General features: G+C 65.6%; 16 protein-coding genes. 9 read left to right on the forward strand and 7 right to left on the reverse strand.

All coding sequences use genetic code 11. The features are described 5' to 3' along the window. Window positions 1–46 precede the first annotated feature (46 nt). From IIB36_08865 to IIB36_08875, 3 genes are all read left to right on the forward strand, one after another. Window positions 47–415, forward strand: a complete 369-nt coding sequence (locus IIB36_08865) for a helix-turn-helix transcriptional regulator (GenBank protein ID MCH7531851.1) — start codon at window positions 47–49, stop codon at window positions 413–415. Further along, window positions 412–3,228, forward strand: coding sequence for an ABC transporter permease (locus tag IIB36_08870; GenBank protein MCH7531852.1), 2,817 nt, complete (start codon window positions 412–414; stop codon window positions 3,226–3,228). The genes IIB36_08865 and IIB36_08870 overlap by 4 nt, the downstream gene beginning before the upstream one ends. A gap of 892 nt (window positions 3,229–4,120) precedes the next feature. Beyond that, window positions 4,121–5,113, forward strand: coding sequence for a cyclase family protein (locus IIB36_08875; protein ID MCH7531853.1), 993 nt, complete (start codon window positions 4,121–4,123; stop codon window positions 5,111–5,113). Between the two features lie 58 nt (window positions 5,114–5,171). Here IIB36_08875 and IIB36_08880 read toward each other — a convergent pair whose 3' ends face one another. Beyond that, the gene (locus IIB36_08880; GenBank protein ID MCH7531854.1) at window positions 5,172–5,570 is read right to left on the reverse strand and encodes a PIN domain nuclease; all 399 of its coding nucleotides are present in this window, start codon (window positions 5,568–5,570) and stop codon (window positions 5,172–5,174) included. Window positions 5,571–5,581: 11 nt separating this feature from the next. Beyond that, entirely contained in the window at window positions 5,582–5,797 is a 216-nt protein-coding gene (locus IIB36_08885) for a hypothetical protein (GenBank protein MCH7531855.1), read from the reverse strand. Window positions 5,798–6,202: 405 nt separating this feature from the next. Here IIB36_08885 and IIB36_08890 point away from each other — a divergent pair, with 405 nt between their 5' ends. The 6 genes from IIB36_08890 to IIB36_08915 all read left to right on the forward strand — a co-directional run bounded on the left by IIB36_08890 (window position 6,203) and on the right by IIB36_08915 (window position 11,155). Continuing rightward, window positions 6,203–7,297 carry a hypothetical protein gene (locus IIB36_08890; GenBank protein ID MCH7531856.1) on the forward strand — a complete coding sequence of 365 codons (1,095 nt, stop codon included), beginning with the start codon at window positions 6,203–6,205 and terminating at the stop codon, window positions 7,295–7,297. Beyond that, window positions 7,294–8,241: a hypothetical protein gene (locus tag IIB36_08895; GenBank protein ID MCH7531857.1), complete on the forward strand. Its 948-nt coding sequence runs from the start codon at window positions 7,294–7,296 to the stop codon at window positions 8,239–8,241. The genes IIB36_08890 and IIB36_08895 overlap by 4 nt, the downstream gene beginning before the upstream one ends. 34 nt (window positions 8,242–8,275) lie before the next feature. Further along, complete coding sequence (locus IIB36_08900) at window positions 8,276–9,076, forward strand: DUF4159 domain-containing protein (GenBank protein ID MCH7531858.1); 801 nt, start codon at window positions 8,276–8,278, stop codon at window positions 9,074–9,076. 33 nt (window positions 9,077–9,109) lie between these two features. Continuing rightward, window positions 9,110–9,262: a hypothetical protein gene (locus IIB36_08905; GenBank protein ID MCH7531859.1), complete on the forward strand. Its 153-nt coding sequence runs from the start codon at window positions 9,110–9,112 to the stop codon at window positions 9,260–9,262. Between the two features lie 107 nt (window positions 9,263–9,369). After that, on the forward strand, window positions 9,370–10,302 hold the full coding sequence (locus tag IIB36_08910; GenBank protein ID MCH7531860.1) for a radical SAM protein: 933 nt from the start codon (window positions 9,370–9,372) through the stop codon (window positions 10,300–10,302). Next, the gene (locus IIB36_08915) at window positions 10,295–11,155 is read left to right on the forward strand and encodes an isocitrate lyase/PEP mutase family protein (GenBank protein ID MCH7531861.1); all 861 of its coding nucleotides are present in this window, start codon (window positions 10,295–10,297) and stop codon (window positions 11,153–11,155) included. The genes IIB36_08910 and IIB36_08915 overlap by 8 nt, the downstream gene beginning before the upstream one ends. 1 nt (window position 11,156) lies before the next feature. Here IIB36_08915 and IIB36_08920 read toward each other — a convergent pair whose 3' ends face one another. Genes IIB36_08920 through IIB36_08940 form a run of 5 tightly spaced genes read right to left on the reverse strand, consistent with a single transcriptional unit; the run spans window position 11,157 to window position 17,858 of the window. Continuing rightward, window positions 11,157–11,894: a BON domain-containing protein gene (locus tag IIB36_08920; protein ID MCH7531862.1), complete on the reverse strand. Its 738-nt coding sequence runs from the start codon at window positions 11,892–11,894 to the stop codon at window positions 11,157–11,159. Window positions 11,895–11,908: 14 nt separating this feature from the next. Then, window positions 11,909–12,919, reverse strand: a complete 1,011-nt coding sequence (locus IIB36_08925; GenBank protein MCH7531863.1) for an FAD binding domain-containing protein — start codon at window positions 12,917–12,919, stop codon at window positions 11,909–11,911. Next, window positions 12,916–15,087, reverse strand: coding sequence for a xanthine dehydrogenase family protein molybdopterin-binding subunit (locus IIB36_08930; GenBank protein MCH7531864.1), 2,172 nt, complete (start codon window positions 15,085–15,087; stop codon window positions 12,916–12,918). The genes IIB36_08925 and IIB36_08930 overlap by 4 nt, the downstream gene beginning before the upstream one ends. Beyond that, a complete protein-coding gene (locus IIB36_08935) occupies window positions 15,084–15,731 on the reverse strand; it encodes a (2Fe-2S)-binding protein (protein MCH7531865.1) in 648 nt (215 codons plus the stop codon). The genes IIB36_08930 and IIB36_08935 overlap by 4 nt, the downstream gene beginning before the upstream one ends. A gap of 57 nt (window positions 15,732–15,788) precedes the next feature. Continuing rightward, a complete protein-coding gene (locus tag IIB36_08940; protein MCH7531866.1) occupies window positions 15,789–17,858 on the reverse strand; it encodes a PQQ-binding-like beta-propeller repeat protein in 2,070 nt (689 codons plus the stop codon). Window positions 17,859–18,070: the final 212 nt, after the last annotated feature.

Consider the following 18,070-nt stretch of genomic DNA (forward strand, 5'->3'; position numbering starts at 1 on the left):
CGCCATACTATGGCGTCGTGCGACTTACTTGGCACAAGGGAAGCCCATGAGTAGCGATCCCGGCGCTTTTTTGCCACTCAGCCCTCCGGTATTTCATATCCTCCTCTCCCTCGCCGACCGCGAGCGTCATGGCTACGCGATCATCAAGGAGATCGAACGGCGTACCGCCGAGTCGATCGTCCTGAGCACGGGGACTCTCTACGCCGCCATCAAAAGGCTGTTGGCCGATGAGCTCATCGAGAGTGCCGAGGGGCGGGCTGACCCCGAGCTCGACGACACGCGCAGGCGCTATTACCAGCTCACCGCCCTGGGGAAGCTCGTCGTGAGAGCGGATACGGACCGGCTCGCCGAGCTCGTCAGCATGTCTCGCGATAAGCAACTGAGCCCCTGGTTCTCGGGCGGGAGCGTAGGATGAGCGTCGGCGAGCGCCTCTACCGCTTGACCTTACGGGCCTACCCCTCCCAGCACCGCGCCGACTACGGGCCGGACATGCTCGAAGCGTTTCAGGCTCTCGAGCGGGACTTCCGCGCGCGAGGCCGTCTCCGCTACTTGCGGTTCCTCCTGGCCGAGCTTCGAGGGCTCCTGTCGCAGGCTGTCCGGGAGCGGCTTGCCTGGGGCAGCGTACAGCCGTCGGGGGGCCGGTTCGGAGGTGACGGCTCCAGGAAGGGCGGTGCGACGGACGGCTGGATCCAGGATCTCCGTTACGGATGGCGGCAACTCCTCCGCACGCCGGGGGTCAGTGCCCTCGCCGTCCTGACGCTCGCGCTCGGGATCGGCGCCAACGCCGCGATCTTCGGTGTAGTGGACGCGGTGATGGATCAGCCCGTTCCCTATGACGAGCCGGACCGCCTGGTCCACATCTTCGAGCAGTATCCGGTTCAGCGCCCTGAAATGCAGCACGCCTTGGGTCCTGGGAGACCCAGGGTGTCGGCGGGCGATTTCCTCGACTACTCGGCCCTCAACAGCACCTTCGAGTACCTCGCGGCGACCTCGTTGGATAACTACGTGCTCGACGGAACGTCGACGATCACCAGAGCACTGGGGGTTTCCGAGGACTTCTTGCCGATGCTGGGCGCCCAGTTCCAGCTCGGCCGAAGCTTCTCGCCCGATCCGCTACTGCCCCCACCCGTGTGGCCAACGGAACTCGTGAATTTCGAGGTGATCCTGACCCATGGCTTCTGGCAGCGGCAATTCGGCGGCGACCCGGAGATCCTCGGCAAGACTCTTAGGTTCCACCATTGGTGGGGCCGTCGTCCCGTAGTCAACCTCGAAGTCGTGGGGGTACTCACTCCGGATTTCCAGGCACCGCCCAGCCTCGGCACGACGGGACTCCAGCTCATCGCGCCCGATATGCTGGTGCCGCTGGGTCGGACCCGCGTGAACTGGAGCGCCCGGTCGCTTTATCAGCTCAACGCCGTCGGTCGCCTCCGCCGGGGAGTATCTGTCGAGCAGGCTCAGGCCGACCTGGACGGGATCGCCGCCGGGATCGCCGAAGCGCATCCCGAGACAAACGCCGGATACCAGGTCGCCCTCCTGCCACAGGAAAGCCTCCCGCGACGTCTCTACGGTCCGGCCATCGCCTTGCTCATGGGGGTGGTTGGAGCGGTGCTGCTCATCGCCTGTGTCAATGTCGCGACCTTGCTATTGGCACGGTCGGTGGTGAGAGAAGGGGAATTCGCCGTGCGTGCGTCACTGGGTGCCGGACGGGCGCGTATCTTCCGTCAACTGCTCATCGAGGCGGGCCTACTTGGTGCCTTGGCCGGCGTCGCCGCTTTGTCGGTCGCGTACTTCGGCACGGTGGTTCTCACTTCTCTGTTCCCAGGTAACGTCCTGGGCCTAGCCGACGCCGCCGTTAATTGGCGAGTAGTCGCCTTCACGGGGGCCGCATCACTCCTGACCGTGATACTGTTCGGCGTGGTACCCGCGCTATGGGGTTCAAGAACCGATGTGGGTCAGACGCTCAAGAAGAGTGGAGGCCGCACCGTTACCAAGGCGAGCGCTCTCCTCCGGGGGTTGGTGGTGTCGCAAGTGGCGCTCGCGCTGACGTTGCTCATCGGCGCCGGGTTGCTGATCAACAGTTTTGCGCGCCTGACGTCAGTGGACCCCGGGTTTGATCACGACGGTGTCCTCACGGTGGACGTGCGCTTGCCGCCCTGGCAGCTCGGGAAATACCAAGGTTGGCCTCAGATCACCGCCCTGTATCGAGACATCACGGCTCGGGTTGAAGCCGTCCCCGGCGTACGATCCGTCAGCAGTGTCGGAGCGCCCCCGCTGAACCTGAGTGACGACACTTGGCCCATCACCATCCAGGATCGACCGAGGGCTACGTTCGAGGAAAACCTGAGAGCCGACTTCCGTTATGCGAGTCCTGGCTACTTTCGCACCATGGGGATTCCCGTAGTCAGGGGCCGTGAGTTCACCGAACAAGATGACGATGGGGTCGAGCGACCAACGGCGGCGCCGGCGGTCGTGAGCGAGGCCATGGCACGACAGTTCTGGCCGGGCAAGGATCCGCTGGGGAAGATCTTCTACTGGGGTCAGAACGACATGGAAGCCGGAGAGTCGGATAACCGCTATCCGCCCTCACCCCAGTTCACGGTGGTCGGCGTCGTGGGAGACGTCAAAACGCTCGGCCTGGGCATGCCACCGAGACCCCAGGTGTACAGCACCGCGTTCGTGTTCCAGGCTAAGGATCGAACGGTCATGGTGCGGACCGCCGGGGACCCGTTGAAGGTCGCCGATGCCGTGCGTCGTGCCGTCCTGTCAGTAGACGAGAACGACCTGACGTTAACGCTCAGCACCATGGAGAGTAAAATCTCGACGGCCCTGGACCGGCCGCGCTTCTACGTGGCGATGGCGTCCACCCTGGCAACTGTGGCGCTTATCTTGGTCGTCACCGGCCTATATGGTGTGGTATCGTATCTGATAAGCCGTCGGACCCACGAGTTCGGTCTGCGGATCGCCATGGGCGCACGGCCGGACCACTTGCTCAAGATGGTCATGGGGCAAGGCGTGATGCTGGTGGGCGCCGGTGTCGCTTTGGGCCTCGTCGGAGCCGTGATGCTGACGCGGTTCCTGTCGGCCTACCTGTTTGGGATCAGCCCCTTCGATCCGATCACGTTTGTGGTGGTGGCCGTCGCATTGGCCGGCGTTGCTCTGATGGCAAACGCAATCCCCGCGCGGCGGGCTAGCCGGGTCGATCCGATCATTGCGTTACGGGCGGACTAGTAGGACCGCCACTCTACCGTCTGGCCCACCCAGTGCGCGATACGAGGACTGCGGCCACGAGCGGCTAATCCCGTACTCCTGCAAGGGCCGGGGAATCTGCCCCGAGGCGTTCGCAGTGCCGCCAAATCATTGGGGTGTGGCTACTTTGGAACAACGTATAACTACTTGTCAATACTGAAGTTCTACCAGTCCTTGCAGGTAGATGTGTGCGGAAAACCCGGGGCTATTGGAGGGGACGGGCGATAGCCCGGGGGTTAGCTCGTTCTGGAACGGCGTGAGCGGAGCGAAGTACTTTGTCCTAGACGCGATCGTAGTCGAAGATCACCAGGTCGGCCTGGCCAACCCGCACCTACCCGCAGTCCGGCAGACCGATGATCTGCGCGGGTAAGCCGGTGGAGGAGCGCACGAAGAACGGGAGTCAACTCCATCCCCGGTGATGCTCGCAGGCGTTCCACAACCCGCTCGTACGCGTTTTCGGCGACGTACGGCGTTAGTGCATGGCTCCGAGCTTCGCTACCTGATGAGGCCGGATGAAACGTCCCAAGTATCCCAGGCGTAGCCACTACAAGTACGCGTAGTTGAGCCATTCGGCTACCTCCCTCCGCCAGTTTGAACATCCCCTCGTCCCACTCCTTCAGTGCGACGCCTCCCCACCTCCCTCGACAACGGCGATCGGCCCCACGCCGCGGCCCCTCTCCGTGTCCCATCCCACAACACGACCTACCGCGCTTCTCGCTTCGCTAGGGCGGTTGAAGCGCCGATCCTTGATAGCGCGGTTGGAGTTCCTATCCGTTTTATCCCTGTGAGCAAGGACCTTGTGGCGAGCGGTCCAGATCCCAACAGTGGACCCGTCGTGCGACGAGCTCTGCGTGCCAACCAGAGGGGGAAAGCGATGAACGTGAGGTTGACGACTTCGGTGGTGGTGTCTGCAGTCGTGATGACGCTCGGCCTGGGCGGGGCGACCATGGTGCTCGAGGCCCAGGACGGAACACGGGCTCCACGCAACCTCGAGGAGTTCGACGTGATGTTCCGCGAGCTCTCGAATTGGGGGCGCTGGGGCGCGTCAGACGAGCGCGGGACGCTGAATCTGATCACCCCGGCCAAGATCCGTGAGGCGGCCGCACTGGTCCGCAGCGGGATCACCGTGTCGCTCTCGCACAATCCGATGCCGGAAGCAGCTCCGGACAACCCGGTCACCGCGTTCGAACACACCATGGGCCGAGGTTTCCGCAGCGACACCTACAGCTTCACCTACCACGGCTACGGCGTGAGCCACATCGATGCGCTTTGCCACTTTGCCCACAACGGCCGGCTCTACAACGACGTTCCCACGTCGGCGAGCACGTCCGAGGGGTGCAGCAAGAACGGCATCCAGAACCTCAAGAACGGCATCGTCACGCGCGGCATCCTGCTCGACTTCCCCCGCCTCAAGGGCGTGCCCTACCTCGAGCCCGGGACACCGATCTACATCGAGGACATCGAGGCCTGGGAGCGGCAAGCCGCCGTCACCGTCTCGGCCGGCGACGTCATCTTCATCCGCACCGGCCGTTGGGCGCGACGCGAAGCTCTCGGACCCTGGCAACTGTCGGGGAACAGCGCCGGCTTGCACGCGTCCGTCCTCCCCTGGATCAAGGAACGCGACGTCGCGTTCGTGGGGAGCGATGCGGCGACCGATGTGATGCCGTCGATGGTCGAAGGCATCACGCAGCCGGTCCATACCTTTCTGATCGCCGGCCTCGGCTCGAACATCTTCGACAACATGGACCTCGAGGCGCTCGCCGAGACAGCGGCCCGTCTGAACCGCTGGGAGTTCATGCTGACCGCTGGTCCGATTCCGGTAACGGGTGGCACCGGTTCGCCGCTCAATCCGATCGCGGTGTTCTGATTTGGTGGAGCCCCCGTAGCCCGCCAACCCGACTCGAGGTTTCGCCCGCCCCTGTCGTTCACACGCTTCCCCGAGGGACGACCCACTCGACGGGCTGTCCGGTGACGGCGGCTATGCGGTCGAAGTCGGCATCGTAGTGGAGGACGGTGAGCCCGTTCGCCTCGGCGCAGGCGGCGATGATGAGATCGGGGATGGGCAGCCGGTGTTGGCCCATCTCGGCGAGCTTCGCCTGAATGGTGATCGCACCCTCGAAGATGTCTTGAGTCAGCGGGATCTGGGCGTAAGCGAGCCGTCGTCGCTCGCGGATCGCAAGGTAGTCCTGGTGGCTTCGCGCGCTGAAGAGTACTTCGAGATCGATGATCGAGCAGGTAGCTGCCGTTCCCGCGTCGATGATCGGACCGAGGCGCTCGCGAACCGGCTCCAACGGCATGCGCTCGAGGGCACTCTTGTCCACCATGTAGCGGGCAGTCACGTTCGCCACGCCCCGGTCATCACCTGCGGGTCGTCGAGGTCCATACCACGCATGCGTGCCAACGCGTCGACCTCGTCCCGGCGAGCTCGCTCGCGGAGAACTTCGAGGAATGCCTCTTCAACCGTCTCTTTGATGGTGGACGTTCCCAGGGCGCTTCGGACCCGGTCGAGGAGCCCCACGTCGATCTCGATACTCGTTTTTCGCTTTGCCATTTCCCAGATGTGTCGTACGGTAGATATCACTAACTGTCCTCAATGGAAGCTAATCCAGGATACGAATGGATATCAAGTTCATAGTTCCTGCGATATACACGTCGGTCCCGACCGACAGCCGCCCGACGTCCACCGTACAACGCGATGAGGGCGCCCGGATGGCCGATTCGGCCTCGGACCACGCCTTTCGGCCAGGGTTGACTTACCGGACAGCCCGAGCGGTGCGAGGCCAACCGCCGACCGACGACTGTGGATCCCGGATCTTGTGCGCGTAGGCGGGCAACGCCGTATCATGTACGCCAGGCTTCTGTGGCCCCAGAGGACGGGCGGAGTTGGATGTCCGATCCCGATTACTCGGCAGAACAGGGCTGTACATGGCGGCTACCAGCTGACGGAGGCGTTGCGATGCTGAACGTGAGGAGTACACGAATCCTGCTCTGCACCGTGCTTGCCGCGATCGTCGCTGCGCCGCTGGCGGCGCAGAGCGGCCAGGTGGCACGCATCATCCAGACCAACTCGGCCGGGACGAACGCGCACCTCATCGATCCCGAGACGCACGAGGTGCTGGCCGTGATCGAAGGCCTTCCTCATGTCCATGGCGTCGCGGAGCATCCGGAGGGCCTCTACTACTACTTCTCCAACGAGATGTACAGCCGCATCGACGTGGTCGACACACGCACGTTGGAAATCGTCGACCACATCCCGCTTTCGGGGCGGCCCAACAACATCTCGATCAGCAAGGAGCTCCGGAAGCTCTATGTCGGGATCAGGGGCGGCGGGCCCTTCACGGACGTCATCGACATCGACACGCACGAGGTGATCAAGACCATCCGCATGCACCGCGGAGTCCACAACATCTACGTGACCGAGGACTCCCGCTGGGCGGTGGCCAGCCTCGCGCCGGGCCCGGAAAGCCCCGAGGACCCGTCGATCCAGGTGATCGACACGAGCACCGACGAAGTCGCCTGGGGCATACCGGTGAAGGGCCTTCGGACGCGCCCCCTGGCGATCGAGTCGAACCCGGACGGCTCCCCACGGCGGATCTTCGCCCAGGCGAGCGAGCATCACGGCTTCTACGTGATCGATTGGGACACGAGGGAGGTCGTGGACTTCATCAGTCCACCCCCCGTTCCCCTCTCGCAGATCAACGCGGACGGACGTCAGGACGGACCGAGCCACGGTCTCGAGGTGCTGGCCGACAACTCGGCGGTGTGGGACGTGAGCCGCATCACCAGCTCGGTGTACGGATACTCGCTTCCCGATCTGGAGTACATCGGGTCAGTCTTCGTCGGAATCGGAGGGGGAGGAGCGGACTGGGCCACGTCATCGCCGGACGGCAGGTACCTCTTCGTAGCGGTCACGGGAGCGGGCGAGACCGTGGTCGTGGATCTGGAGCGGCTCGAGGTCGTGAAGCGCATTCAGGTGGGGCATGCGCCCAAGCGCGTGCACACCGCGGTGATTCCTGCCGATCGGGTGGAGATCGGGAGCGGCGGACGGTGAGGGGAGGAGAGGAGCGCGCGCGGACCCGGCTGGGCGGAAGACGTGGGGGCGAGCGGATCCGACCGGGCACGGCCCGGTACGGCGTGCTCGTGGGTGCCGTCCTGCTCGCTACGACTGCCTGCGGCGGCGGGCTGGACCCGGCGGTCGCTTCCGTCGCAGAAGCTACCGGCCTGGACTTCGACTTCTACGTAGCCAACGTGGAGCCGATCTTCGCGAGGCTGCGTGGCGGCTTCACGCTCGACAACCCCGGCGGGCCGTCCTGTGTGATGTGCCATACCTGGCAGACCAATGCCCCACTCAAGCTGGAGTCCCTCGAGGAGGGACCGGGCGGGGCGACCTCTTGGACGGAAGAGCAGTCGGGCAGGAACTTCGTCGAGGTGGCCCGGCTCGTGACGCCAGGGGATCCGGACAACAGTCGGCTGCTCAGGGCCCCGCTGGCCAACGCGCAGGGGGGGCGAGGGCGACATACGGGCGGTGTGTTCTGGGCGTCGAAGGACGATCCGGAGTGGCAGCTTCTGGCGGAGTGGGTGGGCACGGCCGGCGCCCCTGTGGGCGGAGAAGTCGTGGCCGATCTTCCGCCCACCGTGGACTTCGAGTTCTTCCAGAGCTGCGTCCAGCGGATCTTCCTGAACACCACGCCTGGAGCCCTCCCCTGCACCGAATGCCACGGAGGTGGGGCAGCGGGGTTCGCCCGAGCCATCGGGGACGGGCGTGACTTCTGGAACGAGGTGGAGTCGAGGCGCAACTTCTCGGTGGCGATGCGGCTGATCGAACCCGGGGAGCCGACCCGGAGCCGACTTCTCATGCATCCTCTCGCCTTCGAGGGCGGCGGGGATTACACGCACAACGGTCCGCGGCGCTGGAGGTCGATGGACGACCCGGAGTGGCAGATGCTGGCCGCTTGGGTCCGGGGCGAGCGGACGGGCAGCGCCTGCCCCGGCTGATGCAGATCCGCAGGGTCTCGACGGGTTTGGACTGATGCCGATCCGTACTGCTCTCCTGGGCGCCGCCACCCTGACGTTCGCCGCCACGGCATGGATTGTCTCGACTCGGGACGGCCACCTCCCCTCGCCGGTGTCCACGCCCGCAAGCGATCGCGCCGTGCAGGGGTGCTGCGCCTACTATCCTTACGAGGGGTCCTTGACGTTCTTGCGGATCCAGACCGCTTCCCCCTATGGCGGGTACGGCCGGTACGGTGGTTGGGCGCATGACTATCCAGACGCCGACGTCAACATGTCGACGATTCTGCGCGAGCTGACCCTCATCCGCACGCGAGAGTTGGCGATGGGTGGCAACGTGCTCACGTTCGACGACCCGCGACTGATGCAATTTCCCGTCGCTTACGTGTCCGAGCCGGACGAGTGGCGAGTGACGGAGAGCGAGGCCGAGGGGTTACGCGCGTACCTGCTCAAGGGTGGCGTGGTCATGTTCGACGACTTCTTCGATTTCGAGATGGCGAATCTCGTGGCGCAGATGAGCCGCGTGTTTCCCGAGTTGCATTTCATCCTCCTCGACGGCACCGAGCCGATCTGGGACTCGTTCTACAGGCTCGAGCCGTTGACGATGTACCTGGAGGGCCCACGCAAGTACGGTACGCCCGAGTTTTGGGGGCTCTTTGAGGACAACGACAAGAGCAAGCGGTTGCTCGCGATCGCCAACGCGGGGGCCGACATCGGCGATCTGTGGGAGTGGGCCGCGGAGGGGTGGTATCCGGTCGACCCCACCAGCGAAGCCTTCAGGATCGGCGTGAACTACTTCATTTACGCCGTGACTCACTAGCGCGGGGTGGCCTTCGCGTGCCGTCGGACCGCGATGAGCTTGCGCCGGATTGCGACCGGTCGGTTCATCGAGTACGCCGAGCCAACAGATCTCACGCGCTTCCACCTGTCACTGTTGCAGCGCATGGGGATGGAAATCGACCAGCTGGGGACGGCGTCGGCCCCGTTGGCCGAGCTGGGGGGCTGAGGGCGCGGGGTCGTCGCCTGACGGGACGAATAAGAACGCCCACGTTTTCGCTCGGGCCAGTGCGAGGACTGTGGCCACGAGCGCCCGCTCCGCCGTAACTTCCCCCCATGGTCCGACCCGTATACTTGGACCTCCCCACCGGTGAGATCGCGCACCGGGCGGAAGAGGCCGTGGCCTCCCTCGCGGAATGCCGGCTGTGTCCCCGCGACTGCGCGGTCGACCGGCTGGCCGGGAAGTGGTCCGCCTGCAAGACGGGCCGTCACGCGGTGGTGAGCTCGGCGTTCGCGCACTTCGGCGAGGAAGACTGCCTGCGAGGATGGCACGGTTCCGGCACGATCTTCTTCGGCCACTGCAACCTGCGCTGTGTCTTCTGTCAGAACTTCGACATCAGCCAGGCCATACGACCGGGGCCGTCGGAGCCGGGCCTGGAGGCGGATCAGATCGCCACGCTCATGCTCATGCTGCAGGCGAAGGGCTGTCACAACATCAACTTCGTGACACCCGAGCACGTAGTGCCCCAGCTGCTCGAGGCCCTCGTGCCGGCGATCGAGATGGGGCTCCGCCTCCCGATCGTGTACAACACGTCCGCTTACGACAGCCTCGAGAGCCTCCGCTGGATGGACGGGATCGTCGACATCTACATGCCGGACTTCAAGCTGTGGTCAGCCGCCGCCGCCAAACGATACCTGATGGCTGAGGATTACCCCGAGGCCGCCCGAGCCGCGCTCCTCGAGATGCACGGACAGGTGGGGCGGCTCGTCTGCGACGAGCGTGGGCTGGCCACCCGGGGCGTGCTGGTGCGACACCTGGTGATGCCAGGCCTCCTGGACGAGACCAGGGCGTGTCTCGAGTGGTTGGCCGAGCAGTTGGGACCCGGCACGTACGTGAACGTGATGGACCAGTACCGTCCGGCGGGGAAGGTGAGCGAGGGACGCTTCGAGGAGATCGGTCGAGCCGTGACGAGCGAGGAGTTTGCCGAGGCTCGGCGCTACGCGCAGTCGCTGGGGCTACGCTTGGACGAGCGTTGGGCGGTTGCATGAGACGAAGCGCGCCAGGTTGAGAGATCTGCTCCGTACGCCGGAGGTCACGGTCGTCCCGGAGGCCTATACCGTGTTTACGGCCAGGCTCGCCGAGCTCAACGGCTTCGATGCGATCTACGTCGGTGGCAACATGATCGCCGGGATGCACCTGGGGATCGAGGACTGGGGGCTCGTCGACCTCACGGAGCTCGTAGAGATTGGCGGACGGATCGCGAGGGGCGTGTCGGTGCCGGCGATCGTCGATGCCGACCAGGGTGGTGAGACCGCCCTCAACGTGTACCGTAGTGTCGGGGCGTACGAGCGGGCCGGCATTGCGGGGCTGCACATCGAGGACACCCGCAACCCGAAGCACATGGGTCAGGGTAGGAGCGAGCTCATGCCGCTCCAAGAGATGCTCGTGCGGATTTCGGCTGCCGTCGAGGGTCGGTCGGACCCGGACTTCGTCGTCATTGCCCGGTCCGATTCCCTGATTCTGGGCCCCAATCGGGGTGACGCTGCCGAGGCGATCCGTCGCGGGACCGCCTTCGCCGAGGCTGGGGCCGACGCTTTCTTCTGCGTCGGGATGCGGAGCGATCAGGTCGCGCAGATCGCCGCCAACGTGCCGATTCCCCTCATCGCGCTGAACATCCCTGTGGGAGACGTGCGCGACACCGGCCTGCGGATGGACATCCAAGGGGTGCAGGTTTACCAGGCAGCTGCGAAGCTCTACGAGACGATGATTCTGGAGCTCAAGGACGAGGGGCAGTTCGGGCGCGGACCCGACCGCCGCCTAGCGCCGGAGACCGTGGCTCAAATCATGGGTACGCCTGCGTACCGGGAGCTCGCTGAACGATGGATGGAGCTACGAGGGTAAGCTACCCGCCCGCACCGCCGGGCGGTCCGGCGGGTCGCTGATACCGCAAATCGAACTCGACGCTCCGCACGCCGGGTATGGCGCGGACGACAGCGCCGAGGCTTTGCTGAACCGTCCCGAAGCCGGGGGGCGTGCGGCGACCTCCGCACTCCTCGCAGACGACCGAGCCGGTCAGGGTCACGACCCCAGCGCTGACCGCGACGGTGATCGAGTCGGCGGGGACGTCGGACGCGCGCGCGATAGCCGCCTCGACCCGCTCCTGTAGCACGTCGTCCGGCGGAGCCTCGGGCACGTCGGACGCGCAGGCACCGAGGGCTGTGGCGGCGCCCAAGCAGGCCACGAGAGCGAGATGGATCCCGGGTGCGCTCCTCATCGACCGCCGACTCGAGTCCTGAAACTCCACGCGTCCCCCGCCGCGCCGAAAGACGTTGATCCGCGCCTCGACCTCCTGCCGGAAGGCCCCACCGGTGAGCCAGTCACGGTCGAGCACCCGGAGCACGTCTGTGCTCGACAGCTCCCGCTCCAACTCCGCAAAGAGCTCGGTGGTTGTGGGCATCACGATCTCCGTCGGTGGCTCGCCGTCCCACGACTGCGGGTCCGTGTCGACTTCGTCCTGCTCCTGAGCGAGGCCGGTGCCCGACCGGGCATCCGCATAGCGCATGTAGAGACGCTCACACGACAACTCGAGGACGCGTTCTCTGCCGCGCGTCCTGAGCTGGAGAAAGTCTCGTCGATTCATGCTACCACGGGCTGCTAGGCGGACGTGGCGAGTGACAGGACTGTCTGCTCCACCACTTGTCGAGTCAGAGGGAGCTTGTATGCGTTCTTCGACATGGCCCTCGCTCCTGCCACGGCAGCCGTCCCCACCTCGCGAGCGAGCTCCGGCGTGACGCGGCTGCCCGCCAGCAGCCTCTCTGCCTCCGGGACGCGCCACGGAATGGGAGCCACGCCGCCCAGCACAATCCTCGCGCCCTGGCAGACGTCGCCGTCCATCTCCAGCACGACGGCGGCACTCACCAACGCGTGCGTCCACGCCTCGCGATCCATCACCTTGTGAAACGTGCTGCGCACGCCAGCTCCGGGTGCGGGAAGCTCGACAGACGCGAGTACCTCGTCGTCCCCGAGCACGTTCTCGTGTTCTGCGTCCTGGCGCGGAAGCACGAAGAAGTCCGCTCCCGACAGCGTACGCTCACCCTCGGGCCCTACGATCCGGAAGCTCGCGTCGAGCGCGACGAGTGCAGGCGCTACGTCCGAGGGATGAACGATGAAGCTCGGTCCGCCGCCGAAGATCGCGTGGAGCTGGTTCTCGCCGCGCACCGAGAAGCACACGCTGCCGCCCGCCTTGTAGCACGTGAATCCGTTGCGATAGTACCAGCACCAGGGTCGCTGACACACGTTTCCGGCCAAGGTGCCGGCCTTGCGGATCTGGGGAGTCGCGACGCTTTCGGCGGCTTCGGCCAACACGCTGAATTGGTCACGAACGAGCGCATGCCCGCTGAGCGCGTCGAGCGTGATCATCCCGCCTACGGTCACTCCGTCCTGCCCCCTCGACGTCACCTGATCGAGCCCGTCTACGGTCTTGAGGTTCACGAGCACGTCCGGCAGGTCGGATCCCGGCCGATTCACGACCCTGTCCTTCATGAGCTGAAGCAGATCGGTGCCGCCCGCTGCGAAGGACACCGATTGGCCGCCCTCGAGCGCCTGCCGCGCCAGTGTGACCGCTTCTTCCAGGCTTCGGGCATTCTGGTTGGCAAAGGCTTTCATGAGAGCGCTCCCAGAATCTTGTCCCTCGTGATGGGCAGGTCTTTCATCCGGTGCCCGATGGCGTTGAAGATCGCGTTGGCCACCGCGGCCGGGCCCGGGATGATGCCCGCCTCGCCGACCGTCTTCGCGCCGTAAGGCCCGAAGCCGTCGTCGGTCTCGATGAACGTGACCTCGATTTCCGGCGCATCCAGATGTGTCAGGTGCCGCGCGCCGTAGTACCCCGCCGTGAGCGGGTGCCCGTTGCGAGCGTCGTACAGGAGATCCTCGTGCAAGGCCTGTCCGACCCCCTGCAACGCCGCGCCGCGGATCTGGTCCCTGGCGGGAAGCGGATTGAGAATGCGTCCGGACTCGTGGACCGCCACGTATTTCGTGATCCGCACGTGGCCGAGCTGAACATTCACTTCCACCTCCACGAAGTGCGCGCCGAAGCACATGCGCCGCCTCCCCTGCGTGCTCGGGGTCGGCGTCGCCGATGCGATCAACACGTCGGCACGCCGTGGCATCCCCGCCTCGGCGATCTGGGCCTTGAGATCCTGAGCGGCCTGGACGACGGCGTAGCCTGTCTGGGTCGTGGTCCGGCTCCCCGACTCGCCCACTGAATACGGGCAGCGATCGGTATCGCCCCAGACGACCTCCACCTGCGACAACGGCACACCCAGCTCCTCGGCGGCGATCATCGCCATCGTCGTCTTGGCCCCGGGGCCGATGTCCGTGACGCCGACGAACAGCGTGTACCGCTGCTCGGAGTCCACGCGCAGAATCGCACTGCTCGGGCCGACCCCGGACCGGAACATCATGAACGACATGCCCGCCCCGCGCTTGACGGGTCCCGGGTCCGAGCCGGGTTCGGAACGCCGCCGGCTCTGCCAGTCGAAGAGTTCCACACCTCGGTCGATGCACTCTTCCATCGAGTAGTTCGTGAAGCGCACGTCCTCGGTCGGCCGCAGCATGTTCTGCTTCGCGAAGTCCACCGGGTCCATGCCCAGCTTATACGCGATGTCGTCCATCATCGACTGCATCGCGAAGTACCCCTGCGGATCCGAGGGCGCCCGGAAGTTGCCCGACACCATCCGGTTGGTGTGCACCGGGTAGATCACCCGCTCGCTATTGGGGCACGCGTATACCTCGATCCCGCTGATGCCGCCCGATCGTCTCAGGTACGGACCCATGCCACTGTAGCCGTGCAGCTGAATCGCCGTCACCGTCCCGTCCTGCTTCACGCCCACCTTGTAGTCCTGAACGGTGTGCCAACGCCCGTGCGTACCCAGCCAGTCATCCTTCCTGGTCAACTCGAGCAACACCGGGGCGTCCGCCTCTTTCGCCAGCATCGCGGCGATCAGGTCGAAGTAGTAGCTGCCGTTCTTGTCGCCGAAGCCACCGCCCATGTACTTGCAGATGATCTGTACTTGATGGTCTTCGAGACCCAGATCTCGCGCGTTGTCGTGACGGCAGTTCGAGATGCCCTGGGTCGGCGTGTAGATCGTGACCTTGTCGCCCTGCCACTGCGCCAGCGCGCAGCGGGGCTCCATCTGGGCGTCCTGCACGAAAGCAGTCGTATACCGATCTTCGAACAGCTGGTCGGCGGCCCGGAAGCCCGCGTCGATGTCTCCGACCCGCCGCACCATCGGTCTCGCCTGGTTCTGATAGTCCAGCGCGAGGTTGCCCTCGGGCCAGATGGGAGGAGCCCCCGGCTCCAGCGCCTGCTCGGGATCGATCACGAAAGGCATCTCTTCGTAGTCGATGTCGATGAGCTGGAGCGCCTCCTCGGCCACGTGCCGATCGACCGCGGCTACCGCCGCCACCGGCTGGCCAACGTAGCGGACCGGGTTGTCGAACATGTACCGAACGTGCTCGGTGATGTCCTTGGCGGCGTCGCTGTACTGTCGCCCCCCGGCGATCGAGCCCGAGCTGTAAATCAGCTGGTGTGTCTCGTGCGTGATGACCGCACGTACGCCCGGCAGCGTCTCGGCCCTCGAGACGTCGAGGCTGCGGATGCGCGCGTGAGGATGCGGACTCCGCAGGACTCGCGCGTACAGCATGCCCGGGAGCCGGACGTCGCCCGTATAGGTGGCCTTTCCCGTCACCCGCTCGTAGGCGTCGATGCGCGGGACGTTGTGCCCGACTGTGTTCATCGGCCCGACGGGTCCCCTCGCTTGCTCCTGGCTCATGGCGCGCCTCCCGATCCCGCGGTCGATCCCGCGGTCTGGGCAGTCGCCAACACCGCCTCCACGATCGCGTTGTAGTTCGAACAGCGGCAGAGATTGCCGACCAACGCCTCGCGCACCTCGTCCGCGGCCGGGCGGGAGTTCCGCTCCAGCAACGCGGTCGCCGTCATCAGTTGACCGGGCGTGCAGAAGCCACACTGGGCCGCGTCGTGATCGATGAAGGCCTGTTGCAACGGCGTGAGCTCGCCGTCCCGCTCGAGCCCCTCCACGGTCTCGACGGCGCGACCGTCCGCCCACACCGCGAGCGTGCTGCACGAATAGATCGGCTCACCATCCAGCAGCACCGTGCACGCGCCGCATTCGCCGCGATTGCAGCCGATCTTGGAACCCGTGAGCTCGATGTGGTCCCGGAGCAGCTCGTTGAGCGTCCAGCGATCTTCGACCTCGACCCGGTGTTCGGTGCCGTTGACGGTAAGGCGGATCAGAGTCCGAGGGACGGCCTCGGCTTCCTGTCGGGCGACGGTCGCGCTCCGGGGCTCCGCTGCGGTTAGCTTGGGCGCAGCGCCGGCGACGACCAGCACGGCCCCGGTGCCTTCCAGGAAATCGCGCCTCGTGAGACCCCCGCTTTTTGGCTCGTTCTTTTTCATCTGGTCTACCGCTCCGTTCTCTCCAAGACCGCCTGCATCACCCCAGGACCGCCTGCATCACCGCGACGGCAGGCTGAGTGCCACTAGCTGCCCCGGTGTCTGCAGGACGATGCGCTGCCGACCCTCGTTCATGTAGGACATCATGCCGTACATGCCAAGGCCCGGAGTCTCGAGACCGCCGAGACGCTCGCCCGTCGCCTTGTCCACCGCGAAGAGGAAAGGCGTCTCTCCGTCGTCGCCGATCGCCGTGTGGAGCAGCATATCTGGCGTGACCATCATCGCTGAGTGGCCCAAGTTCCCGGTCGCTGGGATATCGAGCCCCTGCAGCGCCGGGTGATCCTGGATGTACTTCGGTGTGCCCCCGTTGGGGATCCACCACAGGTGCTCCCCGGTGTTGAGGTCGATCGCGGTGATTCTACTGTACGGCGGCTTCTCCAATGGCAGACGCTGGGGACCCGGCACGCCGCCCGGCGTACCCCTACCGACGGCGAAGTCCGCGATCGTCGTTCCCGTCGGCCGCTCGAGCATTGCGTCCCGCTCCACGCCCGGGACCACGAGCCGCCAGCCGCAGTTCGTGCGAGAGATGGTGTAGATGATCCCGGTCTCGGGGTCGGCCGCCGGGGGGCCCGTGATGTTGGTTCCGCCGAGCTCACCCGGGCACCAGATCGATCCGTTCGATCCCTCGGTATTCGTACTGTGGATGGGCGGGTTGAAGAGCGGACCGAGCTCGTAATCCGCGATGATCTCGAGCGCTTCCTGTCGCAGCTCCGGCGTGAAGTCGATCAGGTCGTCGACCGTGAAGCCCTGCTTGTCGTACGGCGCGGGTTTGGTCGGGAATGGTTGAGTGGGCGATAGCTGCTCGCCGGGAATCTTCGACTGGGGCACCGGGCGCTCTTCGATGGGCCAGATGGGCTCGCCCGTCTCCCGATTCAATGCATAGAGGAATGCCTGCTTCGTGGCCTGGAACACCCCCGGTATTCTCTTCCCGTCCACCGTGACGTCCATGAGGATCGGGGCTGTGGAGGTGTCGTAGTTCCAGACGTCGTGATGGACCATCTGGAAATGCCACACGCGCTCGCCGGTCTCGACATCGAGTGCGATGAGGCTCGTTCCGAACAGGCCGTCCCCCGGGCGGAAGCCGCCATAGAAGTCGATCGTGGGCGGGTTCGTAGGGATGTAGACGATTCCGCGCTCGGGGTCCGCCGCCATCGGTGCCCACGACGAGACGTCCCCCGTCCAATTCCACGCGTCGCTCTCCCACGTCTCGTGGCCGAACTCGCCCGGCCGCGGAATCACGTGGAACTTCCACTTGTGCGCGCCCGTTCTGGCGTCGTAGCCCAGGATGTCACCGGGCACGTTCTGGATGCGCGTCTGGTTGTAGCCCTGCTCGGCCGAGTTGCCCACCACGACGGTCCCGTTCACGACGATCGGCGGTGAAGAGCTGGTGATGTACCCGAGCGCCAGCGGGATCCCGTAATACGGGTCGTACGGCTCGTCCCACTCCTTCCAAGGACCCCAGTCGGCGAGGAGGTCGGGCAGGAGATCGACCACGCCGGTCTTTGGAAAGCCATCCAGCGGCACGGGCGTGCCCCAGTTGTCGAGAGGCCTGCCCGTCTCGGCATCGAGGGCATAGAGGAAGAACGCTGGGGTCGTAACGTAGACGACTCCCCTACCGTCGACCTCCGCGTATGCGATCCCTTTCCCCCAAGGCGCCCGCATGGAGTACTCCCAACGGAAGGTGTTGGGCAGTCGGAACGTCCACAGCGTCTCTCCCGTGGAGGGGTCGATCCGCACCACGTGACGGCGCGCCCCGGCCACCGTGAACAGCTTCCCGTCCGCGTAAACGGGCGTGGAGCGCGGGGGCCCAGGCCCGAAGCTGCCGCTCCTCCAGATCCACTCGATCTCGAGGTCGGCGAAGTTCGACGCGTCGATCTGATCCAGAGGCGTGGATCGCGTGTGTCCGGCATCCCCGCCGATGTAGCGCCATGCTTCGGGGTCGGTCCCGGGCCGCTCATTGACGTGCTGGGAAACGCCTGGTGCGGGTGGGACGAGCAGGACGCCGAGGGCTACCGTGGCCGATATCCTCCAGCTGCGGGACACGCCGCCTGCGTCGGGTTTCGCGTTCATCAGAACCTCCGGCCGTCGATGAAGATGGCGCGCAAGATGCCGTGCGAAGCGGGACGACGGCAAGGAGGATGCCGAGTGTGTGAGCTGGTTGCGGGTCCCGAGAGGGGATCCACAGAGAACGCTCAGATTTTCGGGGTCATGCAGCCCATCCACACCGCGAAGCCACCCAGACCGCCGCGGAGTGCTTGCCGCGTCCCCCCCCTTGCGCCGGC

Source organism: Gemmatimonadota bacterium (assembly GCA_022560615.1).
Classification (GTDB): Bacteria; Gemmatimonadota; Gemmatimonadetes; order Longimicrobiales; family Gaopeijiaceae; genus UBA1138.